Raw genomic sequence first — 24211 nt, 5'->3', positions numbered from 1 at the left:
CGGTGGCTTGAGCTGCTGATGGAAGTTAATAAAACGCCCCTTTTTCACCGAGTAACGGCAGTAAGCTATGCGTCAACAAATAGGGCACTATTGTATTAACAGCAAAACGAATATCTAGCCCCTCAAGGATTGTATTATTTTCTGCTCGGAAAATCCCTGCATTGTTAATCAACACATCGATCTTCCCATGAGTCGTCTTCACGGCTTCAGCTAAAGCTATCACTTGTGACATCTGAGAAAGGTCAGCAATATAAGTGTCTACACTATCTGCGACTCAGTAGATATGGCATTCCGTTATGGTTCACCAGAAGACAGTAACCTTTATGGATTTAAGATCTGTAATGTTCCCGGCTTACTCTGTGTGACAGAGGAGTATTTAGAACATAATGGCACACCTCAACATCCCCATGATCTCGTATCTCACCATGGATTGTTTTACCAACTACATGATGTGATTCATAATGTTTGGAGCTTCAGGGATGATCAGAATAATTACAAAATAAAAATGAGTGGCAATCGTGCCTCAAATGACGGTGATCTGGTACGACGCTGGTGTGTCGCGGGGAAAGGGCTTGCTGTTAAATATTGTCTTGATATGTCAAACGACTTACTTAATGATAGGGTCGTCAATGTCATGCCCAACTTCAAACCTCGCTCCAGCGAACTCTGGTTAGTCTGCCCCACTCGGCAATCAATTACACCAGCAGTAAGATTACTGCGCGACCATGTAAAACTAGAATGCACAAACGTCTTACTGTTGCTCATTGATAAAGGTGTGCTCGATAAAAGTGTATTAAGTTGATCAATTAATAAGGCGGTGGGGTTAAAGCTTAAATTCGTTTTTTGATAAAGGTTCACGATTATTGTGGATCCGCAAAGCCTCAACCAGCATACCCACTCGCTCAGGCAAGTCATGATCCAGTAACCCATGAACCATTTTGAGTACATTTTCTTGGAAGTGATCACTTGCGCCTATCTCCGATGATAAGTTATCGGCACTAAAGTGAAAGCGATGACCTGCAGCAACTGAAAGAATCCATTCATAGGCCTGAGGGCGAACCTCAACCTTTTCAAATTCTCTTTGTTCTTCAGCTGTACGGCCATCTGGCTTATACCAATAACCAAAATCCACCAGCTCTCGACGTTTAGCACCAGCCACACACCAATGGGAAATCTCGTGTAGCGCACTGGCGAAAAAGCCATGAGCAAAAACGATTCGGTTATGCGGTGAAGTATTATCCGCAGGAAGGTAGATAGGCTCCTCCTCACCTTTAATTAACACCGTATTATAGCGATCGAAAAAAAGCTGATTAAACAGATTAATCAGCTCATCTACATTAGGTTTGTTTGTAAACGTTTCTTGCACTAATCACTAACCTTAGTAATTAACATAGGGTTGCCACATATTCTCTCTTAACCACCAAGTTTCACCGGTAATACGATCAATCCTAGCAGCAACATAACCTTTGCCATCACCATCTGCACGCAGTAAAACCACTTCATATTCCGCTGTGCCTGTCGCACCACTTTCCTCAAGAAGGTTCCACGCCCCTTGGTCGGCTAACCAAGCCTCTCCCGTAAAACGATGATAGCGTATTAAAATCCACTGATCCTTTGCCGTATAAGCAGAGACTATACGATAGGAACCATCTTGTACTTGACTACTTAATTCGTTAGCCATCATCGTTATCTGATCTAATACGCCATTAAAAGCATCAGGTGTGGGTGCTGCCTGCGCAGAATCAGGAGAATCGGATTGAGCGAATGCACCTTGCAGGTCTGTTTTCAAGCTTTGGATCTGCAAAGAAAGCGCTTGGTTCTGTTGTTGTAATTGGGCAGCCTGAGATTTCATCTGTAGTAAATGATCCTGCACAGCAGTCAAACGATTACCGACAACATCTAGTTTTTCACTGGCATTAGCTTCAGGCAGGTCTGATGCGGGTTCGCTTTTAGTTTTAGACGACGCATTAACCTTTGTTGATTGGCTATTTTCGGCAGCGGCCTCAGTCGATGTGTCGGTTTTTACGCCTGCCGCATTACAAGCAGTCAACCCGATTAGGACTAGAGATAATACAGATGTTCTAAGCATGCTTTTTATTGGTTTCACAATTTCTCCCTTGAAGCAGATCTGGATTATTTCGCTTGGCGGCTATTTAAACAAAAAAGGAGGGATTCTGCTATTTTTCCATATGTTACTGCCAATAAAAAAGCCCCTTCTTAATCGCTAAAAAGGGACTTCCACTCTGTTTGATCGCCTAAATGTTATGACTCCATTTTAGCGTAATCCGCTATCCCTGGATTATTACCCACATTTTTCAAAATAGGTGTATTCAATTTATCAATACGTGCGACCTCTTTATCACGTAAGTGATCAGCCACTACATCCCAAATAATTGGCCCCTCAGATTGGGAACCTACCGTCGCCCAGCCTGATACTGTATAGGTTTTATTCGCATCAATACGCTCACCATTATCGAGCGTCATTTCACTAATACGTTTACCTATAGGTTGCATAGGGTCACAGATATAATCAAAACCACCAACACGAACCATATCCCCACCTGACTGCAAATATGGCTCTGGGTTAAAGATATTATCTGCCACATCTTCCAGAATTAACTTAAGTTCTGAACCTTTCATCGGTCTCACATAAGTTTCAGGGTAGGTCAGACAGGTTTGATCTAAAACATGCTCCATAGTGATCATTTGTCCCTCAAGGACTGAGGTTCCCCAACGGAAGCCAGGGGATAATGATATCTGAGCATTATTTACATCCATTAACGCATTACAGATTAGCTGATCAAAGGTACCGTTGAAATTACCTCGACGGAACATCACTTCATCAGCAAGCGCCAGCTCTTCTGTTAGCCAGCCCATATGAGGGGCTCTAATATCATCGATTAATTTAGCCATTGCGGGATCAGCAGGTAAAATTTCAGAGAAGATAGGCATCAACCGGTAGTTGTAACTTTGCACTTTGCTGTCACGAATATCCAAATCCATAACACCTAGAAATTTACCATTTGAACCTACATTACATACCAAGGTTTGGCCGGTAGCATTTTTAACGGTAGTAGGTTGCGGCATACCGTCATGGGTGTGCCCTCCCAAAATAACATCAATACCGGAAACACGGTTGGCCATCGCCAAATCAACGTCCATACCATTATGGGAAAGCACAATAACGGCGTCGACCTTCTCTTCTGCACGTACTTTATCAACTAAAGCCTGCATCTCATTATCATAAATATCGAAAGTCCAATCAGGGATAAAACGCGCAGGGTTAGCTATCTTAGTGCGAGGGAAAGCTTGGCCTATAACCGCTATACGCGCTCCACCTATCTCTTTAATCGAATAAGGCTTAAAGACATGGCCGCTATCTTCATCGAAGATATACTCATCAGCCCCATCAAAAAGCGCGTCTTCTGTTACAAAAACATTGTTAGCGAGAAATTCACCATTGAAGACTTTTATATTATTAAGAATCTCCTCTTGATGGTAAGTAAACTCCCAATGACCGGTCATAACATCAACACCAAGCTCATTCGTAGCTTTAACCATATCCATGCCGCGCGTTTTAAATGCGGTGCCTGAACCTTGCCACGTATCACCACCATCTAATAGAAGCGTGCTTTCTGATCCATAATCTTGGCGTAAGCGATCCACTAAGGTTTTAAGATGGGAAAATCCGCCGACTTTTCCGTAACGGCTAGCAGCATCACCAAAATTCAAATAGGTAAATGCATGCGCTTCAAGTGACCCGGAACTAATTCCAAAATGATTAAGTAGCTTATCACCCACAAGGTGAGGTGCTTGGCCATAGGCTTTACCAATTCCCAAATTAACATTTGGCTCACGAAAATACACAGGGAGTAACTGGGCATGACAATCGGTCATGTGTAGAAGACGAACATTACCACTTTTAGGGATTTCATATAGATCTGAAGGCTGTTTCTTTGCGGCAAAACCTGTTGCAGGAAGAACCCCCGCAGCGCCCGCCATACCTAACAAACGAGCAAATTCACGGCGTGTCATCGACATAAATAATCACCTCTTTTGAGGAAAAAAAACCTGCTGCGTACAACCTCAGCAGGTATTTTTAAAAGTACATTATGAGAGAGTAAACCGATTATGTTTGCTCTCTGGACGATATTAGCGCTTTCCTATTGAGGAACGGCAAGATGCCAATTTGCCTGCGCATAATGATACTGTTGAATACCCATCCGTGCGTGATATTTAGCTTGTGCCGCTAAATTAAGAGCTTTTTGATAATCACCCTCATCAATCGCCGTTTGAGCTTCTTTTAGAAGGCCTCGAGTCAGCTTCCACTCATAACCTAGTTCAGCCACTTCAGCATTTTTTGCCTTAGCCTTATCCAATAATGCCTCAGCATTCGCCTTAGTCGCCTTAACAGCAGCCTCGGCCTCCTCTTCATGCTGAGTCGTATACTGCTTTCCCTGCCAGGTAAAAACATGACCTTTACCATACATTGCACGGTTCATCTCAAACGCATTTTGAAAACTTTCAGCTGCGGCAAATGTTGGCGCAAGCGCCAGAACAGCAGCAATAATTAAACCTTTATTCATGTTGCTACCCTCCTATTACTTACGTGCACCAGGGCCATTAGCCACAAGACCATTGGACATATAACTCTGGAAATACTCCAAGTTACGGAACTCCTCAGCCTGAGGTTTTAATGGATCTGAACGAGAATCTCTATGACAACCACTGTAACGGCGGTGCAACGTACCTAACTCTCCCCATTTAGAGCGGAAAACAGGAAAATGTGTCACATGCCCTAATTGAGGACCCGGTAGGTCTGCACGAATACGAATATTCGAGCCTTGAAGATGACAATTGGCACAAGATAGGTTCAACTGACCACGCTTAGAATAAAAGAACTTCTTACCCTCTAAATAGGCAGCTTTGGCTCTAGGGTCATCCTCAGGAATCTGTATATCAAAAACCTTATCTCGTGAAGTCCATGCCATATAAGCTGATATTTGAGCAATCGGGCCTTTAGACCATTTAAGCGCTTCCTCACCATTCTTCACTCGGCACTCATTGATCTCTTGCTCAAGTGTTTTAACCGTACCTTCTTCTTTATTCCAGTACGGGTATTTATGGCGAATACCTATGCCTCCGTTTTCAAAGCAATCCGCATAACCTTTCCCGTTTGCAAAGGCTATGTTGAAAAGCTCTTCTCCTTTTTCCACATCAAATTCATAAGGAGGGAACTCTTCAAGTTCTACCCACTGTTCCCTTGAATCCGCATCAACTGAATAGATACCATTTACATAATCTGCTAATTCCGTATCAGGGAAGCGAGATTTGTAATAGTTTTGCAGTGCTATTCTGTCCGCCTCTGGATCGACAGTTTGCATATCAAATCCAGTATCTGCTGCGTAGGTTATGTGTGTTGCTGCCGCAACAGCAAAGCCCAACGCTAATTTTCTTATTATTTTCATTATTCACCCCAAAGCGCCACCCAGTAACAGGTAGTTGCTAATTATTTTACTTTGGCAGTTTCTGTAGCCGTCTCACCTGTGTTTTCAATCCAGGTCATGGTCAGTTCATCACCCGACGCCCCGCCTGCAAAGTTAAACGCGAAATAAGGGTTTTTAGATACTGCGGTTCCAAGGTTCGCTACAAAAACCTCTTTGCCTGCATGCATTATCTTAAGCTCCTGCAAAAATCTTGCGGGAATTAACTCGCCCGTTTTTTTATCTTTGCGCTGGCCACTTTCCATGATGTGCTTAGCCATCAATTTAACTTTAGTTTTTCCACCAGAAACCTTCGCTTTAACTCTTAAAATGCCCTTAGCCATGATTCATACCTCTGTATTAGCTTAACTGGATTAACCGCCACAACCGCCGATAGTAACTTTTACTTCTTTTGATGCGCTATAAAGCTTACCTTCAGCTTTAACAACGGCGGTTACCTTAGAGGTTTTGCCCATACGTAAACGTGTAGATACATCAGCATCGGTGCCTGCTGGAATAATGAATTCAACAACAAGGGGAGTTGGGTTGTGCTCAACAAAAACACTCATTGACTCAACATTCGCTAAACTAGAGCGAACAGTGACTGGGACAACGGCACCATTTTCTGCGATGTCAGGTGCTTTTAATGTCACCTCTGCACTTTCTTCTGCTGTGCCACCAAGCAACTCTTGCATGGCGGTCTCTTGATCTTCTGCTTTAAACGCACTCTGTGTCCATGCTGCCATTGCAATACGTGGTACCAATACACTAGCACCCACCAAAGCTCCACTTGCAGCAATCGCTTTTATGACTGAACGACGATTTATGCTCATTCTAAATTTCCTCTTTCTTCACCCATTTTGGGAGATCAGAACTGGTAGATATACTCTACGACAGCATCAATTTCTTCTTCTGACAAAATCCAATGCTTCCCTACTGGAGGCATAATTGTCAGAGGATTATTTTTACTTGCATCCCAAATTTGGGCACGTAATTTACGTTTATCTGGAAAACGAGTTTTCATCGAAAGGGTCGGTGGTCCTTGATTCCCTGCCAAATTCGCATCTGGATCAGCGATGGTATGACAGGAGATGCAATTACCCCGAGACTTATCCAAATAAACGGCTTTCCCCAATGCAATCTGATCATCATGGTTATCAGCTATAGCAGAACCTGCTGTAACCATAGCCAATAAACCAGCCGCACAGAGAGAGGTGCTCAGCTTACGCATTATTTCTCCTCCGGAGTTCTGTCTAACGACAGTATTTTTATTGTTATAAAATGCCCATGTGGGCGATAAAATCTAGTTAATTACTAGGTTTTATATATTAATGAGGCTTACTGGCTAGATTCAACCATGTAAGCAACGGCTTGTTCAACCTGCTGATCACTAAGATCGACTCTCCCACCTTTAGGTGGCATCACACCAGTATCACCCGAAAAGCCATTAACGGCATGGTCAAGCAGCACTGGCATCCCTTTTTTAATACGAGCAGACCAAGCGTCTGAATCACCAAATTTGGGGGAACCTGTTAAACCCGATCCATGACAAACCTTACAAGCCCCTTCGTAAGTTGTTTTCCCTGCCAACGCTAATTCGGATAATGAGGCCGCTTCTACAGCATGCTTCTCCGCAATCGCTTCGCCTGTAATACTAGCTTTACGTTGCTTCTCTTCCTCTTGCTCTTTCTCCATCTGTGCGTCATGGGATGCAGCGGGTGCGTCAGCACCTTGAACAAAGTGGCCAACAGGCGTTATTCCCTTAAGAGTCCCTGTAATCATAAGCTTTTTAGGATCTGCACAGTTCTCCATACAACGCTTATTTTGCACATCAGGACGCGGATCTATAAAAAAGTTATCTTGGTTAGGCATCTCAATGCTCGCTAAAGAGTCTTTTGTTAATACAAAATCCTCTTCAACGATCTCATTCAGATAAAGCACATAAGCCGTAACATCATAAACTTGCTGATCCGATAGGGAGCGTGGTGCAGTAAATGGCATTGCACGTCGAATATAGTCGTATAGTGTAGACGCATATGGCCAATAAGAACCAACCGTTTTCGTGGGACGTTCATCTTTAAGGGTTCCCTGCCCTCCAGCAAGAACGGGCCAGCGCCCCTCACCTTCACCAAACAAACCATGACAAGTAGCACAACGCTCCTCGTATAAGACCTCACCCGCTTCGACTGTGCCACTCCCTTCCGGCAAACCTTTCCCGTCAGGACGGATGTCAATATCCCAACCCTCTATCTGCTCAGCCGTTGCTGTTTCACCAATGCCAAATTGAGCGGCATGAGTAAACATAGCGGTTACCGTCAAACTTAAACCTAAACCTAAACCTAAACCTAGAACTATCAGGGGCTTTGTCATATCAAGTGATTTGAACATTTGTAATCTCCCCTGTTGGTGCAACCTTCCATGTGTGAATAGAGTTTTTGTGGTAGATCGAATTACCACCACGAACTTCACGTAACTGCGCTAATGTCGGTTGGACATAGCCTGTTTCATCAACAGAGCGAGACTGAAGAAGCCAAGGCTGACCGTTCCACTTAGTCACCAAACTAAAGCGAGTTAATGATTTATCCAACACAAGCCCTTTCAAATTTGCTGGCACCCAACTGACACCGCCATCAAAAGAGATATCTACGTGTTTTACCTTCCCTCTACCCGACCAAGCTAACCCCTCTATCTCGACAAAACCAGGTTTAACTAATGGGTTTTCTGGGCAAGGCGTTGTAATAACGGAATTTGCTTCTTGAACAAAGGTAAACTTGCGTGCGCGACCATCCGGCATTAGATCTGTATATTTAGAGGTTTCTTCGCGGTGGTACCATGGCTTATCACCCACCTCTAAACGGCGAAGCCATTTAATTGAGGTATTCCCCTCCCAGCCCGGATTTAACAACCGTAAAGGGTAACCCTGTTCAGGACGAAGCATTTCACCATTTTGTGCATAGACAACAAGCGTATCATCCAAGGCTTTTTCTAATGGTATTGAACGGCTCATATGTGCACCATCGGCACCTTCCGCTAAAATCCACTTCCCTTCAGGTTTAACACCGGCCTCTTCAAGCAATACTCGCAAAGGTACGCCTGTCCATTCGCAACAACTCAACATCCCATGAGTGAACTGCAAGGCTTCCATTTGAGCCCCTTTCCACTCCATGCCGCCGTTCGCTGGGCATTCGATAAATTTAATTTCAGAAACCGATGGAAAGCGCATAAGGTCTTCCATGGTAAAAATAAGTGGCCGCTCAACTAAACCATGAATAATTAGACGATGTTCATCAGGATTAACCTGAGGCACACCCCCATGATAACGTTCAAAAACAAGTCCATTAGGCGTAATAATGCCTTTTAAGTCTTGTAGAGGGGTCATTGAGATAGATGCGATAGAATCGGCTGTTAACCAAGGGACTGTACGGCGTACAACATGTTTTTCAAACTGGGAAGGTGAACCATAAGGCTGTTCTACGACACCGTGACCTAACTGCTTTCCCCAAGTAGGTTCATTAGGAGGAAGGTTTGTTTTATTGATTTCTGCAGCAGTGGAACGCCCTGCAAATGTTGTTGCAGCTATTCCTGCCGCTGCGGCTACCCCTTTTCGTAGAAAGTCTCGACGATCACTAATAGATAGATGTTCTGATTCTTGAACCATCTGTTCCATTAATTCGCGCGTACTTGGCCCTTTGATGATCTTCGACATTGATGCCTCCAAGCGGCGTACTCAAAGCACTTATTATTTTTATATTATCTTTGGGTATAACTATATGTCATTGCCGAATATACAAGAATGCGACCATCGTATAAAACTAATATATAGATTGCTTATATAAAAAACCGTGTAAAAATTCATCTATGCTCTTTAACCCATAGCCATAGAATATGCTTAAAGTCCCCGCAGCTTTCTATAGAGCGTTCTCTCGCTAATACCTAACTGGCTAGCTAACTCATTATTTTTTAAAGAGGTACTTTTCTTAATCTGAGTTAAATAAATAGCTTCAAGGTCAGCTAAAGGGACCAACTTGTGTCCATTCTCACTATTCTCTGGAAGAGGTTTTATTATTGTCTGATCTAATAAGGCGCTATTTGGGAGAAGAGGCTTTATATGCTTCGGTAGGTGTTCGGGGCTAATCACTTGATAATCAGATAAAAGCATAGCCCGTTCGAGAATATTTCTTAGCTCTCGTATATTTCCTGGGTAGCTATACGCTTGTAAAAGATCCATCGCTTCGTTACTAATAGTTAGCTCTTTGGCCTCTGAACCTATATCTTCATTTTCGACAAGTCGTTTTAGTAGAATTTCAACCAGCAGAGGAATATCGTCAACGCGCTCTCTCAATGGTGGAAGAGAAATGGGAAATGAACTGATTCGATAATATAGATCTTGACGGAAAAGCCCCGCCTCCACCTTGTCGGCTAAATTCTGATGAGTTGCACAGACTAACCTAAAATCTGCATGTTTTAGCTCCACACCACCAACAGCACGATAAGTACCCGTTTCGATCAAACGTAATAATTTAACTTGTAAAGAGAGGGGTATATCACCGACTTCATCAAGAAATAAGGTACCTCCTCGTGCAGCACTTACAAGTCCCTCTTTTTTATTAACCGCACCTGTAAATGCTCCTTTCTCATGACCGAACATTTCACTTTCAAAAAGATTCTCACTTAACCCGGAGCACTCAACCGTCACAAAAGGCTTTTGCGAACGCTTACTCGCAGAATGCAGCGCTTTAGCTACGAGCTCTTTGCCTGTTCCTGATTCTCCTAACAGCAAAACAGTAATCATGCTCGGGGCTGCCCGTTGAATAAGAGAGACCATTTCGTTAAAAGCCTTGGAACTACCCACCAACCCTTCACCTTCTGGTTTTGCATTGGCTACTTTGACCAAATGCATAACCTCAAGAAAATAATGGGGGTCCTTTTCCCCTACAGGGATTGGTAATAGTTCTACATCTACATGCTCCTGACCATGATTTGTATTATGTAAATGTAAATCTCTTTGGCGTAACCCCGTTTGTTTACAGCGCTGTAAAGGACAAGACTCCCCTTCCTGATCACAAGGCCGCTGATAACCATGTGAAACTTGGTAACAATGTAGGCCTGCAACTTGACCAAATTGCGCATAGTGGTCTCGGTAGGCTTGATTCGCAGCAATGATCATATAATCACCCGACAAAACAGCAGCGGGCTCTGAAAATGCATCCAATAATGCAGCTAATTCTGTCTCTGACAGTGTGGAGTTATTCATATGGATAAGTAGCCAAGTTGAATGATCAGGTTTAACGGCCTGACAAAAACGTCAGTTATTAGTGTGGAAGGAGATATAAATAAATACAATTGACCAATCAATTTTTCTTTACTAAATACTTTACCGACACTCATCCGATTAAGATGGATTAAACCGAGTATGAGGGTGAGTAAAGGTTTGCATCTGTTGGATCAAATTCTGAATATCAGAAGATACTATCAGCATATCTAAATAGTCAGGGTGGATAAAACCTTGATCTGCTGCTTTGACAAGAAAGTTAATTAATGGCGTATAAAAGCCATTAATATCTAAAAAGGCTGAAGGCTTTTTATGCACCCCCATTTGGGATAGCGTTATCACTTCAAATACTTCATCTAAAGTTCCACTCCCCCCCGGTAAGGCAATAAACCCATCACTCAGAGAGAGCATTTTACTTTTGCGTATTTGAAGCGAATCCACTTCAATAAGCTCGGTCAAACCTGGCTGTATAGACTCTTTCTTTTCTAAAGAGACCGGCATTACCCCCGTCACCTTACCACCTTGGGATAAGCAACTTGAAGCGATGGCCCCCATTAATCCTGAACGAGCACCGCCGTATACTAAATGAATATCATTTTCAGCCAAATAGACACCAAGCTTTTTTGCTTGATCAATATAAATGGGATCAGAACCAGACTTTGATCCACAAAATACGGCTAAGCTATTAAGCGAAGTGGACATTCAGTCAATTAGTCCCATACAAAAGAGAGCAATAATTACTATAAATCACGAGGCGATCATTACGAGTCGCCTAGCCTTTAATTTCACATAACCCTCGTTATTCAACGGGTAATACGGGCATTAGCTGTTTTTAAATTCCGTATTCAAACGATCAAGTACTGTAGCAACTTCTAAACTTGCGCTTTCCATCAAGGCCAAATGCGATGCTGCCGATTTCATGTCACCGGAACGCGCAGCTTCTACCGCAGCAAGGCCCGACGAATGTACACGCTCATGTGGTGCATCAAGACTATTAAAACTAGGCAGTTGGCTATATTTATCTCGGCCAATACCATTGTAATACCAATTACCTAAGCGACAAGATGTGTGATCAGCTAAGGCCGAAAAATCATTTAATTTCCCTGTAACAATGCCTCTGTAAACATCGTTCTTCCAAATAACATGATCCAATTTGACGCTTTCAATAAAAGAATCCGCAGCGCTATGATCAATAACAATGCACATACGCTCAGATAGCTGAACTACATCACGAACGCCACCTTTGATTTGCTCTGCCGAAGCAACAACTTCACTACTAAGCATATCTACTTGTCCAATATCTTCAGAGGCGGTTGTTGTTTGCGAACTAATCTGAGCAACTAAATTAGCGATCTCGTTACTGGCTTCACTAGCCTTACGTGCAAGGTTTCGAACCTCATCAGCAACAACCGCAAACCCTCGGCCTGATTCACCAGCACGTGCAGCCTCAATTGCAGCATTTAAGGCAAGCAGGTTAGTTTGATCCGAAATATCACGAATCACACCAACAAATGTTTCAATCTCTTGTGAAACAACACGCAGTCCTTGAACATTGGAATTACCATCTTGGGCTCGTTGCTGGATAACGTGAACACGCTCTAAAATTGTTTCAACAGCGGTGCGTGTTTCATCAAAAATATGAAAAGAACCATTCAGATTAGCCTTTTCATTTTCTAAACGATCACCTGATTCAGAAATTGTGCCCCGAACATGGGTAATTAATCCATTCCCTTCAACCCAAGCAGCGCAGATAGCTTGTTTACCATCATCTTGATTACTATGAGTATTCTCTTGCTCATAACAACGACGAGTTAACGTCTGGTTTTCAGACATCAAATCTTGATTTTCTTTACGCAGCTGCTCAACTTCATTCTGCAAATCTTTTAATTGAAGGTTCAATTTTCCTGAGAAAAACATCAATAATCCCTCTGACTACAACAAGTTATCTTGCATGGTATATTTATTTTTCTAGCATCATATATTGATTAAATACTTGTTTCATCGATTTATTTACAATTGTAAGCATTTGTTGATCTGACACTGATCGTACTAAATAGGCAATCTATTTGTCATACAATCTTTATCTACCCTATCCCCAGACATAAAACTGACTTAAAATTGTTATGTTTTATGACTCAGGGTAATTTAAAGGATTTATAATGGCTAAAATATCGCTTAAAGATGATCAATATAGCGCGTTAGTAAAGGCCTATTTCGCCAAGCGTTCTCAACGCCAACTGTTAAATAAATCAGAATCAATTAAAATTGCCGAACGCTTAAATGAAAAAGTAAGCCTGCCTTTTTTGAGCGAGCCAAAAGAACAGGCCGTTTTACTAAAAATAATTCTAAAAATTGATAACTATCTATATGAAAGCCTTCCTAATGAGATCTATGAACTTATTCATAACATTGACGAAGGTTTCGACGACAGTGAAGCAGCTCAATTAGCCGCTCGCTTGAGCAAGCAAGCCCATGATGATATTAGCCTGCCATTTTTAACATCTCATGTGGAATATTACTCAATCACTTTTGTACTAACGCTTATCATAAACGCAATGCGAGAAGGCTCAGATTTAGATCACGCGATCAACGTCACTAAACATCCTCTTATGATGTGTGACGATTTCCCTTTCCCTGATCTATTTTAATTAAACCTAATGTCACTAGTGGTAATAAAGACGTTATATTCAAATCCGGTGATCTGATTATCTGGTTATAGCGTAGGGCATTTACTGTATTAACCAACTGAAGGTAACACTATGATTTCAGCAGAAGCTTCTGCAGTTCGAGACCAGCTCATAGCAAAGGGGTTAGAAACACCCACCATTGATAATGGTATGAACCAAGAACAACGCTATGAGAAAATCAAGGGGTTAATGTCAGACGTCGTCAGCACACTGGGTATGAACTTAGAAGACGATAGCTTACTCGAAACACCGCACCGCATTGCCAAAATGTATGTGTATGAGATCTTTTCTGGTTTAGATTACGAAAATTTCCCAAAGATCACGATGATTGAAAATAAGATGGACCTCGAAGAGATGGTCAAGGTTCGCAATATCAGCGTATTAAGCTCATGCGAACACCATTTCGTGACCATTGATGGCACGGCAAAAGTCGCTTATATACCCAAAGACAAAATTATAGGTTTATCTAAAATTAATCGCCTTGTACGCTTTTTTAGCCAGCGTCCTCAAGTGCAAGAACGCTTAACTAAACAGATATTAATCGCGCTACAAACATTACTTGATACAGATAATGTGGCTGTATCAATTAATGCAACTCACTACTGTGTAAAATCGCGCGGCGTAATGGATGTAAACTCTGAAACAGAAACAACCGCATTAGGAGGTATATTCAAATCAAATCCTCGCACACGGGCGGAATTCTTAACTTAAGTATTTAATACTGGGCTTATAGCCATGAGATAGTTGTTGCTACAAGCATTCAGAATAAGTTATCGGCGTGGGGCACTATATGCAGAGATAGGACTTATCAGAACCCTACGCTACTGCGTATACAACAAGCTTATTTTGAAATTGAAGAGGTTGCCCCATTTTGAAGAACGATAAATCATAACTAGTCCATAAAGCATCTTCGATGCACGGAAATTTCTCACCGTAAAATAGGGCTAGAGAGTAGCGTTAATCCAAAAACAGTTACTGGATTCAAACAAGTAAAAGCTACACCATGGTAATGGCACTTAGCTTCTATCAATAAACTACTAGCGCTAAACTATCTGATACACTTAGCAAGAAAATAGAAAGTAAATTGGAGTTGCATGAATGTCTGATGAGCCATTTTTCCTAAAAGAAGAGAAAGAAAAACTAGGCCTGCAACGTGCTAATGCTCAAACAGAGGCAACACTTGAACCTCTTATGTTAGGAAAGCGTGTTAAAGAGATTCGCTTAAGTCAGAACCTAACGCTAGAAGAGGCAAGCAAGCTCACCGGCTTAGCAAGATCTACTTTATCAAAGATTGAAAATGAGCAAATATCACCCACGTTTACCGCAGTTAATAAACTCGTAAAAGGGTTAGGCATAGATATTCCTCAGCTGTTTTCACAACCCAAGCGGGGAGCAGGAACCGGTGGACGCAGAGATATAACACGAGGCGGCGAAGGCCAGCCCCACCCTACTCCAACCTATGAGCACGAATTACTGTCAACACAATTAAGCACAAAAAAAATGATCCCATACCGCACAACGGTAAGAGCGAGAACATTTGACGAATTTAATGATTGGGTCAGACATGACGGCGAAGAATTTCTATTTGTCCTGAGTGGTTCTTTATTACTTTATACTGAGCTCTACGAACCACTAGAGCTATTCACTGGTGATTCCGCCTATTACGACTGTGAGATGGGGCACGCGTTAATTTCAACCAGTGATGAAGATGCAGAGGTTATCTGGGTAACCGCGTAAGCACCTGTTTTTTTTGAATAATAGAGACTAATTTAATTGTTTTAGGGTTTAGTTCCAACCGCTGGCATATCTTTAAAAATGATCTCTCTCTAGTAACCGCCATAATTAACAGCCATAGGTTTTAAGAAAAAAATTACCAACCAAACCCTGCCAAAGCAATCCCATTCCCCAACGACCACTGCCCACTGCTTACTAGCATTTGTAACTGTTGTTTAGTATCGGTGTCAGTTGTAAGGGTATCCAACTCTTTCAATAAAGCTGCAATTTCATCATAGAGTGAGCTAGGATCATCTTTACTACACCATAGTTCATAGGTATCAATCGCAAAAACGGGATGATTCTGTTTAGTTATAAAGCTTAACCAACGCTGTAAAAGATCCGCATCATTCACATTAAGAAAAGGAATTAAGTGGTTATACCGCTCGTTTAGACGCGCAACAACAGCGGAACTATCCGCAATCAAGATGGGATATTTGGCACTTTCCTCACCAGCTACAACACTATCATCCGCTACCGAAAAGCTCTCTAACTCCGTCTCAGAAAACAGTAATAACCAAAAAAGTGGAATGGTATAATTTGCAGCACACAACATCTCTGCATTGGTGGATTGTGTAGACATATTGGGATGCTTATCCATCCCCATTAAAATAATACGTGTTCCTAACATAGCGATTTCCTACTGCTGTTCTATGCTGTAGCCCTGATCAGCAAGAGATTTCAATAAGCCATCAGAACCAATAAGATGACCTACTCCGACTAAAACAAATTCAACCTCATCATTCTCTAACATTTGTTTGATCTGAGGTAACCACTGTTTGTTCCTTTCAACTAATAAGGACTGATACATACGGGGGTAGTTTAATCTCATATCGTCGATAACATCAGCTTCAAGCCTTTGCACATCACCACTTTTCCAATGCTGAACAATTCCTTTCATCATCACTTCTGTCTCTTTCATATCAGCCAAAGTCTGACGCAAAAACGACTCTTCATTCCCTTGACCCATATTTACAATGGAACGAATATGCGCATCTATAGCTTCCAGCTCACCAACCGTTTTACCATCAGCGATCGCCTGCTGAAAGTAGAATGAATCTGCCCCCGCCTGTGAAATTCCTAAACGTTTAAACTCAACAGCGAGCATGGTCAACATAACACCCGCAGGCTTCATAGAGATAAACAGATTAGGCATCAATTCACGCTGTTTTAAATAAGTATTAAGCGCTTCGTAAAGCTCTGGTGAAATTATTTGATTTAATAATCGCCCATCTTGGTATGAAAGCTGAGACATAAGCTGCATCTGGATTTGAGGGTCAGACAATGCTGCTATATCTGTTTCAAAAATGACCGTATCTGCTTCACTGTAGGCCTGATCAAATTCAACAGGAAAAGGCAGATCTTCCTCAGCCAACAGATGTACCGTTCCCCCTAAAAATAATTGATGACCATTTTTAGCTACACGCCACAACGATGTTTCAGCAAATGAATAACAACTAAATAGAAGCATAAGCATGTAGATAGAGATTTTCATAATAGTCCTATGTAAGGGCGAAATAGGTATTAAGGGGAGAAAAAGACTTAATTAAATTAATAGACTATCATCTAACACAAGAACCAAACATTAAAGATTTACAGGCTCGAAACATAGAAATATATTAACAATTAAAATAAATAAAAGTGGTATATCCATGACAGAACTAACATCTTCAGATCTAAACATACTGCTTGTTGAGCCTTCAACAACCCAAAGAAAAATTATTAAGAAGGAACTAAACAAGGCATTAATTGAGTCCATAGATGAAGTTCAAACCATCAAAGATGCCATTGCGCGTATAGGAATAGTCAAACCAGATTTGGTCATCAGCACCCTTCACCTTCCTGATGGTTCAGCGATGGATCTCTTAAGCCATATTCGCCAACACACAGACACAAGTGAGCTACCATTTATGTTAGTTTCAAGCGAAACTCGTCATTGCGAACTAGATCAGTTTAAACAATCGGGGGTTATAGCAATCTTACCCAAGCCCTTTACCCATAATCACCTCACAACGGCGATTAACTCAACATTAGATTTACTATCAAATGATGAGTTAGAACTAGAATATTATGACCCTGCCGCACTACGCGTACTGGTTGTAGATGATAGTAAAATGGCACGAAAAATAATCATTAATGTATTAAACAACTTAGGTATCTCACAAATAACCCAGGCAATAGATGGGTCAGAAGCGATTACACTCTTACCTCAAGGTTTCGATCTTATTGTAACTGATTACAACATGCCGGTTATCAATGGACTTGAACTGACCGAACATGTACGAAATAGCTCTGAATACTCTCATCTCCCTATACTTATGGTGACGAGTGAGTCGACCCATACCCATTTAAGTAACGTTGCAAAATCGGGTGTAAATGCAATGGCCGACAAACCTTTTGAACCCGCTATGATTAAAAAACTATTAGCACGTATATTAGAAGAGTAGAAATTTTATAGTCTGTAATGCCTAATAACTGATCATCAGCACATGATAAATACTCATAGCAGGTCGTGGTAAATAGCTTATACATACTCAAAAACCCAACTTTACGTCACAACTGTTTAATTAGTAAACAGCTATATTTTATAAGCCAAACCCCAAAAAATAACGGTATAAAATCGATAAAAAAACCTGCCAAACTTGCTCTAAACTGCATACAGTGTATAATGCGCGCTTTCCCACCAGAGCAGCTTATATTGTTATCGACTACTGTTGATGCAGTCCTGCCCTAATTCCAAACAGGTAACACAAACAGATGAATTCAGAAGATCAGCTATCTTTTGCTGAGCTTGGCCTTGCGGCTTCCGTGCTTAAAACGCTAGACGAAATTGGCTATGAAACGCCGTCTCCAATCCAGGCAGCCACTATCCCTCACTTACTAGAAGGTCGCGACCTTTTAGGTGTCGCTCAGACAGGTACCGGTAAAACAGCCGCATTTGCATTGCCATTGCTATCTCGCCTAGACTTAAAAAGCCGTAATACGCAGCTTCTGATTCTGGCGCCGACTCGAGAATTGGCTATTCAGGTAGCAGAGGCCTGCCAAACCTATGCCCGCAGCCTACCCGATTTCCACGTACTACCTATATACGGTGGTCAGGCATATGACAGCCAACTTCGCCAGCTCAAACGCGGCGCGCAAGTGGTTGTTGGTACACCCGGTCGTGTTATGGATCATATGCGCCGCGGTTCTCTTAAATTAAACAACCTTCAAGCACTCGTACTTGACGAAGCCGACGAAATGCTTCGTATGGGCTTTATTGATGATGTTGAGTGGGTTCTTGAACATACGCCCAACGAACGACAAATAGCATTGTTCTCCGCAACAATGCCCGCTCAGATCAAAAAGGTTGCTCAGAATCATCTAAACAACCCTGCTGAAATACGTATTCAATCCAAAACCGCAACAGCAACGACGATTACACAGAAATACTTACGTGTTTCCGGTAACCAAAAGCTAGACGCTTTGACTCGCATTTTAGAGATGCAAACATTTGATGCGATGCTGATTTTTGTTCGCACAAAATCAGCTACTGTTGAATTATCAGAAAAATTAGCTGCTCGAGGTTATGCTTCCGAAGCACTTAATGGTGATATCTCTCAAAATTTGCGTGAGCGTACTGTTGAAAAACTAAAACGTGGTCAAATCGATATCCTAGTTGCAACAGACGTTGTAGCACGAGGACTTGATGTTGAACGTATCAGCCATGTACTTAACTACGATATACCATACGATACAGAATCTTATATTCACCGTATTGGTCGTACAGGTCGTGCAGGACGCTCAGGTGAAGCAGTTTTATTCGTTTCTCCACGTGAACAACGAATGCTTAAATCTATTGAACGTGCAACACGTCAACAGATTGAACAGATGCAACTGCCGTCAACAAATGATATCAATGAGAAACGTGTTAAGCGTTTTGTTGATCGCATTTCAGAAACGATTGAAAGCCAAGATCTTGAGTTCTATAAAAACCTGCTAACAGAATATCAGCAAGAACATGATGCCGATCCACTCGTTATTGCTTCAGCACTTGCCAAATTGTTACAGGGCAAAACTCCACTGCTGATGAAAGAGCAGGCTCGCCCACCTCGTCGTGAAAGAGAGGAGCGTGGAGAGAGAAGATCTCGTCGCCACCCACAAGGAATGTCAGCTCAGGCTAAACCGCTGAAAGACAATCCTAATGTTGAAATGCAGCGCTATATGCTTGCTGTTGGTCATGAGCACGGTGTGGCACCAAAGAACATTGTTGGTGCTATTGCTAACGAAGCAGATCTAGATGCAAACCTTATTGGTTCCATCGAAATCTATGACGACTGCTCTACTGTAGATTTACCAGCCGGCATGCCTAAGGCTGTAGTACAGCAGCTCCGTAAAGCAATTGTTTGCGGTCAGCGTCTAAACATCAAAGATCTATCTAGTGATGCAGCTTCTGCTCCAAGCGGTGGCCGAGGAAAAAGAAACGGTGGCAACAACACTAACCGTAACCGCCCGCCTCGTCGCGCAAAGAAAGATACAAGAAAAAGCAAAGATAGCTAAGGATAACTTCCCTTACTAAACTGAGTTAAGGTTTAGTTAGCTTAAAGCTTTCATCGACAAAGGACGTTACCATAAAGGAATGCCCTTAACGCACCGGATATTTTGCATCCCCTTCGCAAGATATCCGGTGTTTTTATTACACTAAAATAGTCTATATAGAAGCCTTACTTACTCCCCTACCACCATGATTGCTTCGACTTCAATATCAGCATCTTTCGGGATCTGTTTTACTGCAAAAGCTGCACGTGCTGGATAAGGCTCAGAGAAATATTTCGCCATAACCTCATTCACTTCAGAAAAATATTTCATATCAGAAAGTAAAATTGTGACTTTAACAATATCAGATAAAGAACCACCCGCCGCGTCTGCGACCGCTTGCAAGTTTTTAAATACTTGCTCCGCCTGTGCCGAAAAAGATTCGGTAATCAGCTCCATAGTTTCAGGCACCAGTGGAATCTGACCTGACATATAGACTGTACTACCTACACGCACAGCTTGTGAATATGTACCTATAGCAGAAGGTGCATTTTCAGTACTGATAATACTTTTATTCATAATCGTTCCTGTCAAAATAATTGAGTCGAATTACTTTTATAGCGTCAATCAATAGTTAGGAACTTAATCAACTAACTATAAACTTAACCTATGTATCTACCTAGGTGGAGCTAAACTAACTCGTACTTTAGCCGGCGCATTAGGAAAGAAAATACACTGTAATACTACATTGGATTCTTCTTCAAAATAGACCATGACACCTTTACCCCGATCCAACCAGCGTACCTGATCGAAGTCCTGACCATTCCAATGTTGAGCCCACAAACTAGAGCTTGCAGCGCGTCTTTCAAAAGCTACGCCACAATACTTTTCTGCTTGTTCTCGGTAACGCTCACCCCAACACTCAAGATTTTTTTTACATGTAGCAGAGGCCGCCCGCGTATCTGTTCTTTTATACATTTGAACACACTTCCCCCTGACGGCCGGATCAGAATATTCTCGGCATTGGTCCAATTCTGCATCATTCACTGCATAAGCAGATAACGGTAATAATAAAACCAAAAGCCCTAACATTTTACGCATAATCCCTTCCTTAATCCGACCCCTTTTAATTTAGCAGTTTACACCGCCATAAGGATGCTTCCTAGTTTAGAAAAACTTTCACTCACCAACAGAAGAACACGTATAATGACGACTTTAATGTGACTCGGAAAAAGCATGCAACGTGTAGACCTGCTCCTTGTAAACAACGCCTTAGCAAATACGCGCACCCACGCACAGCGTTTGATCAAAAATAACAAAGTCACAGCCTTTTACAAAGGTACTTGGCAACCTGTTACAAAACCGGGTCTTAAACTTGATGAACATACAGAATTTAAAGTCGAAACCGATGATGCTGATCGCTTTGTTTCACGCGGCGCTTTTAAACTTTTAGCCGCATTAGAAAAACAACAATTAGCTGTTGAAGGTTGGATCGCCCTTGATATTGGACAATCAACAGGTGGCTTCAGCGACTGTCTTCTTCAAGCAGGCGTGAGCTCTGTTATCGGGGTTGAGGTTGGTCATAGCCAACTAGCTGAGAAGCTAGCAAGCGATCCTCGTGTACTATGCTATGAACGCGTTAACGCCAGAGAACTCTCTAGCGAAACCCTGCTAAAACACAGTAAACAAGGCGGCGGATTTGATCTTGCTGTCATGGATGTCTCATTTATATCTCAACTTAAAATACTCCCCTCTCTTATTCCCCTCATTAAAGACGAGGGCTACCTTATCAGTCTAGTCAAACCCCAATTTGAAGTGGGTAAAGAGGGTATAGGGCGAGGAGGAATTGTTCGAGATGCTAACTTATACCCCTTAGTAAAAACTAAGGTAATCGATTGCTGCGAGTCTTTAGGTCTTCAAATCTGCGAGTACTTTGAAAGCCCAATAAAAGGTGGCGATGGTAATAGAGAATTTTTACTTATAGCAAGAAAAGCATAAAAAACGAACAACCTACCCAGAATACTCGTCGTGCCCTTATGAATCTGAATAGAATGACAATCCTTAACTTAATGCTGAAAAGCTACATATTTACCAATCAGAGTTTACTGAAAACTATCCATCAACTCAATTTGCTTCTGCCTTGCAAGCTCCTGGCGGCTTTGCGACTTATCTAAAGTTGCTGATTTCTCAGCATCTGACATATTGCTCCACTGCATAATTTCCTTAATAGATCGATAGCACCCCAAACAAACATCATTATCATCTAGGCAGCAATTTCGAACACAAGGTGAGCTAAATGATTTTGCTGTTACTACCGGTTTCATTGTTCTACCTCTCCGCTTCACACCTTCAACAAACCTAAATACTCATTTAATAAGCATAGCAAAAAACCAAGTATCCCACTCAATGTAGGATTTTTAAAAAAATAAGGAACCTAGTTCTTAATAATGCATCCAAGTATGCAAGATACAATTGGATAGGTTAGGAATAAAAATGAAGAAAATTATAGTGGCATCAATTATTTCTTTAAGTGGATTAGGCCTTAGTAGTCTAGTAATCGGCACCGAAAGCGCTTCTAACGAAGCCCCTCTCCAAAACAAAGTTTCCACTCGCTTAGCCGTGGCTACATTTGCAGGCGGCTGTTTTTGGTGTACTGAGTCCGACTTTGAAAAGTTAAAAGGCGTTGTTCAGGTTATTTCTGGATACAGTGGTGGTGTAAAACCCAACCCCACATACAAAGAGGTCTCATCGGGTCAAACAAAACATACTGAAGCGATTCAAGTGTTTTATGATCCTAATGTAATCTCTTATGAAGGTTTGCTGGAACGCTTATGGCGCGGCATGAACCCGACTGATGGTAAGGGCCAGTTTGTTGACCGTGGGCAACAATACAGGCCTGCCGTTTTTTACCACAACGATGCACAGAAAAAAGCGGTTGAAGCCTCCATTGCTAAATTAGAGAAATCTGGCGTTTTTGATAAACCAATGGCAACTGAAATTAGTCCTTATACAAGTTTTTATAAGGCCGAAGATTATCATCAAGATTATTACCTCAAAAACCCTATTCGCTATAGTTACTATCGAAACGGGTCAGGTAGAGATCAATATCTCAGCAACCGCTGGGAAGATAAGCTAAAAATTGATTACACCCAATATACTAACCAAGCTTCTGTTGCGGATGTAGCAGCCGATCGTTTTGTTACACCGTCGGAGCATTATCTACGCTCGGTCTTAACACCTTTACAATTTAATGTGACACAAGAAGACGGTACGGAACGCCCATTCGACAATGCTTATTGGGACGAGAAACGTGAAGGAATTTATGTCGATATTATTAGTGGAGAGCCTCTTTTTTCATCAAAAGATAAGTTCAAATCAGGTACAGGCTGGCCTAGCTTCACACAACCTATTAAGGGCGTACCGATCATTGAAAAAGAAGATAATTCTCTTTTTATGAAACGGATTGAAGTCAGAAGTTCTAAAGCGAATTCTCACCTTGGTCATATTTTTAATGATGGTCCCGCCCCTACGGGGCTTCGCTATTGCATTAATTCTGCATCGTTACGCTTTATACCAAAAGAAGATCTGATCAAGGAAGGGTACGCAGAGCTGGCCTCTTTGTTTGAATAAACAGCACAAAATAATTATAAAACACGCATTAAAAGGGCTAGGTAATAAACCTAACCCTTTTAATCTATCGATTATTCCATTCAATACATTCGTTGAGCGTCACACCAGATCCACCAAAAACATCTAAGGCGCTTCCTATAGTCAGATCAACTTCTCCTCCAGACAAGTGTTCAACCAGTTTAAGGTCATCTAAAGAGCGGGCACCTCCAGCGTAAGTCACCGGTATTGTGCAAGATTCGCCGAGCAACTTAACAAGGTCCTCATCAATACCACCTTGCAACCCTTCCACATCAGCCGCATGAATTAAAAACTCCGCACAGTGCGATGCTAACTCGGACAATGTCTCCGCATTAACCTCCATATCAGTGACGGTTTGCCAACGATCTGTAGCTATATGCCAACCCGATTCAGTACGCCTACAACTCAAATCTAAGATTAATCGCTCTACACCTGTTACCGCTTTAATCGTTTCCAGCCTTTCCCAACTAAATTGACCATCGACGAAGAGATATGAAGTCACAATTACATGGGAAGCCCCTGCCCGTAAAAACTCTTCTGCATTGCTATTGTTAACTCCACCACCAAACTGTAATCCACCAGGCCAAGCAGTTAACGCTTTCAACGCTTGTTCCTTATTACCGGGGCCTAATGCAATTACATGACCGCCCAAAAGCTGGTGTGTCTTATACAACTCAGCATAATAAGCCGCATCATATGTACTAACAAAATTAGTATCTGCGCCACTCTCATTTAAGCTACCACCAACTATCTGCTTAACCTGACCTTGATGTAGGTCTATACATGGACGAAACTGAGTCAAAAAAAGCTCCAAATAATTAAGTAATAATTAG

28 protein-coding genes and 1 pseudogene are annotated in these 24211 nt (G+C 41.9%); 8 read left to right on the top strand and 21 right to left on the bottom strand.

Annotation, left to right across the window (positions count from 1 at the left end; translation table 11 throughout):
- Positions 1-25: 25 nt before the first annotated feature.
- On the bottom strand, positions 26-232 hold the full coding sequence (locus tag A3774_RS05525) for an SDR family oxidoreductase (RefSeq protein ID WP_067864384.1): 207 nt from the start codon (positions 230-232) through the stop codon (positions 26-28).
- Between the two features lie 51 nt (positions 233-283).
- Here A3774_RS05525 and A3774_RS05520 point away from each other — a divergent pair, with 51 nt between their 5' ends.
- Positions 284-802, top strand: a complete 519-nt coding sequence (locus tag A3774_RS05520) for a LysR substrate-binding domain-containing protein (protein ID WP_082792359.1) — start codon at positions 284-286, stop codon at positions 800-802.
- 21 nt (positions 803-823) lie between these two features.
- Here the strand turns inward: A3774_RS05520 and A3774_RS05515 are convergent, their stop codons facing one another.
- The 14 genes and pseudogenes from A3774_RS05515 to A3774_RS17240 form a co-directional block, all read right to left on the bottom strand.
- Positions 824-1366 carry an elongation factor P hydroxylase gene (locus A3774_RS05515; protein WP_067864380.1) on the bottom strand — a complete coding sequence of 181 codons (543 nt, stop codon included), beginning with the start codon at positions 1364-1366 and terminating at the stop codon, positions 824-826.
- A gap of 12 nt (positions 1367-1378) precedes the next feature.
- Positions 1379-2107, bottom strand: coding sequence for a hypothetical protein (locus A3774_RS05510; protein ID WP_156473661.1), 729 nt, complete (start codon positions 2105-2107; stop codon positions 1379-1381).
- 155 nt (positions 2108-2262) lie between these two features.
- A complete protein-coding gene (gene soxB, locus A3774_RS05505; protein ID WP_067864374.1) occupies positions 2263-4041 on the bottom strand; it encodes a thiosulfohydrolase SoxB in 1779 nt (592 codons plus the stop codon).
- A 122-nt stretch (positions 4042-4163) separates the two neighbouring features.
- Positions 4164-4586 (bottom strand): hypothetical protein, encoded by a 423-nt coding sequence (locus A3774_RS05500; RefSeq protein ID WP_067864371.1) that lies wholly within the window; start codon positions 4584-4586, stop codon positions 4164-4166.
- A 15-nt stretch (positions 4587-4601) separates the two neighbouring features.
- Positions 4602-5468, bottom strand: coding sequence for a sulfur oxidation c-type cytochrome SoxA (gene soxA / locus A3774_RS05495; protein ID WP_067864368.1), 867 nt, complete (start codon positions 5466-5468; stop codon positions 4602-4604).
- A gap of 41 nt (positions 5469-5509) precedes the next feature.
- On the bottom strand, positions 5510-5827 hold the full coding sequence (gene soxZ, locus A3774_RS05490) for a thiosulfate oxidation carrier complex protein SoxZ (protein WP_067864364.1): 318 nt from the start codon (positions 5825-5827) through the stop codon (positions 5510-5512).
- A 30-nt stretch (positions 5828-5857) separates the two neighbouring features.
- Positions 5858-6316, bottom strand: coding sequence for a thiosulfate oxidation carrier protein SoxY (soxY, locus tag A3774_RS05485; RefSeq protein WP_067864361.1), 459 nt, complete (start codon positions 6314-6316; stop codon positions 5858-5860).
- Between the two features lie 35 nt (positions 6317-6351).
- Positions 6352-6714, bottom strand: coding sequence for a sulfur oxidation c-type cytochrome SoxX (soxX, locus tag A3774_RS05480; protein ID WP_067864358.1), 363 nt, complete (start codon positions 6712-6714; stop codon positions 6352-6354).
- Between the two features lie 107 nt (positions 6715-6821).
- Complete coding sequence (locus A3774_RS05475; protein ID WP_067864355.1) at positions 6822-7871, bottom strand: c-type cytochrome; 1050 nt, start codon at positions 7869-7871, stop codon at positions 6822-6824.
- A complete protein-coding gene (soxC, locus tag A3774_RS05470; protein ID WP_067864353.1) occupies positions 7855-9189 on the bottom strand; it encodes a sulfite dehydrogenase in 1335 nt (444 codons plus the stop codon). The genes A3774_RS05475 and soxC overlap by 17 nt, the downstream gene beginning before the upstream one ends.
- Before the next feature lie 183 nt (positions 9190-9372).
- Positions 9373-10737 carry a sigma-54 interaction domain-containing protein gene (locus A3774_RS05465; RefSeq protein WP_067864351.1) on the bottom strand — a complete coding sequence of 455 codons (1365 nt, stop codon included), beginning with the start codon at positions 10735-10737 and terminating at the stop codon, positions 9373-9375.
- Between the two features lie 138 nt (positions 10738-10875).
- Positions 10876-11457, bottom strand: coding sequence for an LOG family protein (locus A3774_RS05460; protein ID WP_067864347.1), 582 nt, complete (start codon positions 11455-11457; stop codon positions 10876-10878).
- 120 nt (positions 11458-11577) lie between these two features.
- The gene (locus tag A3774_RS17245) at positions 11578-11961 is read right to left on the bottom strand and encodes a CZB domain-containing protein (protein WP_231867948.1); all 384 of its coding nucleotides are present in this window, start codon (positions 11959-11961) and stop codon (positions 11578-11580) included.
- 54 nt (positions 11962-12015) lie between these two features.
- Positions 12016-12588, bottom strand: a pseudogene (locus tag A3774_RS17240) (methyl-accepting chemotaxis protein); the annotation flags it as partial.
- Positions 12589-12914: 326 nt separating this feature from the next.
- On the opposite strand from A3774_RS17240, the gene A3774_RS05450 reads away from it, so the two are divergent.
- The 3 genes from A3774_RS05450 to A3774_RS05440 all read left to right on the top strand — a co-directional run bounded on the left by A3774_RS05450 (position 12915) and on the right by A3774_RS05440 (position 15179).
- On the top strand, positions 12915-13403 hold the full coding sequence (locus A3774_RS05450; RefSeq protein WP_067864340.1) for a hypothetical protein: 489 nt from the start codon (positions 12915-12917) through the stop codon (positions 13401-13403).
- A 111-nt stretch (positions 13404-13514) separates the two neighbouring features.
- A complete protein-coding gene (folE, locus tag A3774_RS05445) occupies positions 13515-14153 on the top strand; it encodes a GTP cyclohydrolase I FolE (protein WP_067864337.1) in 639 nt (212 codons plus the stop codon).
- 387 nt (positions 14154-14540) lie between these two features.
- A complete protein-coding gene (locus A3774_RS05440) occupies positions 14541-15179 on the top strand; it encodes a helix-turn-helix domain-containing protein (protein WP_197468012.1) in 639 nt (212 codons plus the stop codon).
- A gap of 133 nt (positions 15180-15312) precedes the next feature.
- Here A3774_RS05440 and A3774_RS05435 read toward each other — a convergent pair whose 3' ends face one another.
- Positions 15313-15846: a hypothetical protein gene (locus A3774_RS05435; RefSeq protein WP_067864334.1), complete on the bottom strand. Its 534-nt coding sequence runs from the start codon at positions 15844-15846 to the stop codon at positions 15313-15315.
- 9 nt (positions 15847-15855) lie between these two features.
- Positions 15856-16710 (bottom strand): TraB/GumN family protein, encoded by an 855-nt coding sequence (locus A3774_RS05430; RefSeq protein ID WP_067864331.1) that lies wholly within the window; start codon positions 16708-16710, stop codon positions 15856-15858.
- Between the two features lie 157 nt (positions 16711-16867).
- Here A3774_RS05430 and A3774_RS05425 point away from each other — a divergent pair, with 157 nt between their 5' ends.
- Together A3774_RS05425 and A3774_RS05420 are read left to right on the top strand one after the other, a co-directional pair.
- Complete coding sequence (locus A3774_RS05425; protein ID WP_067864328.1) at positions 16868-17662, top strand: response regulator; 795 nt, start codon at positions 16868-16870, stop codon at positions 17660-17662.
- A gap of 310 nt (positions 17663-17972) precedes the next feature.
- Complete coding sequence (locus A3774_RS05420; protein ID WP_067864325.1) at positions 17973-19754, top strand: DEAD/DEAH box helicase; 1782 nt, start codon at positions 17973-17975, stop codon at positions 19752-19754.
- 168 nt (positions 19755-19922) lie between these two features.
- On the opposite strand, the gene A3774_RS05415 is transcribed toward A3774_RS05420, so the two are convergent.
- Together A3774_RS05415 and A3774_RS05410 are read right to left on the bottom strand one after the other, a co-directional pair.
- Positions 19923-20309: a RidA family protein gene (locus A3774_RS05415; protein WP_067864322.1), complete on the bottom strand. Its 387-nt coding sequence runs from the start codon at positions 20307-20309 to the stop codon at positions 19923-19925.
- Between the two features lie 96 nt (positions 20310-20405).
- Positions 20406-20831, bottom strand: a complete 426-nt coding sequence (locus A3774_RS05410; RefSeq protein WP_067864319.1) for a hypothetical protein — start codon at positions 20829-20831, stop codon at positions 20406-20408.
- Between the two features lie 135 nt (positions 20832-20966).
- Here A3774_RS05410 and A3774_RS05405 point away from each other — a divergent pair, with 135 nt between their 5' ends.
- A complete protein-coding gene (locus tag A3774_RS05405) occupies positions 20967-21728 on the top strand; it encodes a TlyA family RNA methyltransferase (protein WP_067864316.1) in 762 nt (253 codons plus the stop codon).
- A gap of 104 nt (positions 21729-21832) precedes the next feature.
- Here the strand turns inward: A3774_RS05405 and A3774_RS05400 are convergent, their stop codons facing one another.
- Complete coding sequence (locus A3774_RS05400) at positions 21833-22054, bottom strand: DUF1289 domain-containing protein (protein ID WP_067864313.1); 222 nt, start codon at positions 22052-22054, stop codon at positions 21833-21835.
- A 169-nt stretch (positions 22055-22223) separates the two neighbouring features.
- Between A3774_RS05400 and msrB the strand changes: the two genes are divergently transcribed.
- The gene (msrB, locus tag A3774_RS17225) at positions 22224-23360 is read left to right on the top strand and encodes a peptide-methionine (R)-S-oxide reductase MsrB (protein ID WP_067864310.1); all 1137 of its coding nucleotides are present in this window, start codon (positions 22224-22226) and stop codon (positions 23358-23360) included.
- A gap of 64 nt (positions 23361-23424) precedes the next feature.
- Here the strand turns inward: msrB and hisA are convergent, their stop codons facing one another.
- Positions 23425-24180: a phosphoribosylformimino-5-aminoimidazole carboxamide ribotide isomerase gene (hisA, locus tag A3774_RS05390; RefSeq protein ID WP_067864546.1), complete on the bottom strand. Its 756-nt coding sequence runs from the start codon at positions 24178-24180 to the stop codon at positions 23425-23427.
- Positions 24181-24211 lie beyond the last annotated feature (31 nt).

This window comes from Neptuniibacter marinus (assembly GCF_001597725.1).
GTDB classification, from domain to species: Bacteria; Pseudomonadota; Gammaproteobacteria; order Pseudomonadales; family Balneatricaceae; genus Neptuniibacter; species Neptuniibacter marinus.
The sequence above is the reverse complement of the archived record's forward strand: the minus strand, read 5'-3'. Positions and strand labels throughout refer to the sequence as shown.

Bases quoted from the DNA above. Each gene is read 5' to 3' on its own strand.
- A3774_RS05525 (WP_067864384.1), bottom strand. From the start codon at position 232: ATGTCACAAGTGATAGCTTTAGCTGAAGCCGTGAAGACGACTCATGGG.
- A3774_RS05520 (WP_082792359.1), top strand. From the start codon at position 284: ATGGCATTCCGTTATGGTTCACCAGAAGACAGTAACCTTTATGGATTT.
- soxB (WP_067864374.1), bottom strand. From the start codon at position 4,041: ATGTCGATGACACGCCGTGAATTTGCTCGTTTGTTAGGTATGGCGGGC.
- A3774_RS05500 (WP_067864371.1), bottom strand. From the start codon at position 4,586: ATGAATAAAGGTTTAATTATTGCTGCTGTTCTGGCGCTTGCGCCAACA.
- soxA (WP_067864368.1), bottom strand. From the start codon at position 5,468: ATGAAAATAATAAGAAAATTAGCGTTGGGCTTTGCTGTTGCGGCAGCA.
- soxZ (WP_067864364.1), bottom strand. From the start codon at position 5,827: ATGGCTAAGGGCATTTTAAGAGTTAAAGCGAAGGTTTCTGGTGGAAAA.
- soxY (WP_067864361.1), bottom strand. From the start codon at position 6,316: ATGAGCATAAATCGTCGTTCAGTCATAAAAGCGATTGCTGCAAGTGGA.
- soxX (WP_067864358.1), bottom strand. From the start codon at position 6,714: ATGCGTAAGCTGAGCACCTCTCTCTGTGCGGCTGGTTTATTGGCTATG.
- A3774_RS05475 (WP_067864355.1), bottom strand. From the start codon at position 7,871: ATGTTCAAATCACTTGATATGACAAAGCCCCTGATAGTTCTAGGTTTA.
- soxC (WP_067864353.1), bottom strand. From the start codon at position 9,189: ATGTCGAAGATCATCAAAGGGCCAAGTACGCGCGAATTAATGGAACAG.
- A3774_RS05465 (WP_067864351.1), bottom strand. From the start codon at position 10,737: ATGAATAACTCCACACTGTCAGAGACAGAATTAGCTGCATTATTGGAT.
- A3774_RS05460 (WP_067864347.1), bottom strand. From the start codon at position 11,457: ATGTCCACTTCGCTTAATAGCTTAGCCGTATTTTGTGGATCAAAGTCT.
- A3774_RS17245 (WP_231867948.1), bottom strand. From the start codon at position 11,961: ATGTGCATTGTTATTGATCATAGCGCTGCGGATTCTTTTATTGAAAGC.
- A3774_RS05450 (WP_067864340.1), top strand. From the start codon at position 12,915: ATGGCTAAAATATCGCTTAAAGATGATCAATATAGCGCGTTAGTAAAG.
- folE (WP_067864337.1), top strand. From the start codon at position 13,515: ATGATTTCAGCAGAAGCTTCTGCAGTTCGAGACCAGCTCATAGCAAAG.
- A3774_RS05440 (WP_197468012.1), top strand. From the start codon at position 14,541: ATGTCTGATGAGCCATTTTTCCTAAAAGAAGAGAAAGAAAAACTAGGC.
- A3774_RS05435 (WP_067864334.1), bottom strand. From the start codon at position 15,846: ATGTTAGGAACACGTATTATTTTAATGGGGATGGATAAGCATCCCAAT.
- A3774_RS05430 (WP_067864331.1), bottom strand. From the start codon at position 16,710: ATGAAAATCTCTATCTACATGCTTATGCTTCTATTTAGTTGTTATTCA.
- A3774_RS05425 (WP_067864328.1), top strand. From the start codon at position 16,868: ATGACAGAACTAACATCTTCAGATCTAAACATACTGCTTGTTGAGCCT.
- A3774_RS05420 (WP_067864325.1), top strand. From the start codon at position 17,973: ATGAATTCAGAAGATCAGCTATCTTTTGCTGAGCTTGGCCTTGCGGCT.
- A3774_RS05415 (WP_067864322.1), bottom strand. From the start codon at position 20,309: ATGAATAAAAGTATTATCAGTACTGAAAATGCACCTTCTGCTATAGGT.
- A3774_RS05410 (WP_067864319.1), bottom strand. From the start codon at position 20,831: ATGCGTAAAATGTTAGGGCTTTTGGTTTTATTATTACCGTTATCTGCT.
- A3774_RS05405 (WP_067864316.1), top strand. From the start codon at position 20,967: ATGCAACGTGTAGACCTGCTCCTTGTAAACAACGCCTTAGCAAATACG.
- A3774_RS05400 (WP_067864313.1), bottom strand. From the start codon at position 22,054: ATGAAACCGGTAGTAACAGCAAAATCATTTAGCTCACCTTGTGTTCGA.
- msrB (WP_067864310.1), top strand. From the start codon at position 22,224: ATGAAGAAAATTATAGTGGCATCAATTATTTCTTTAAGTGGATTAGGC.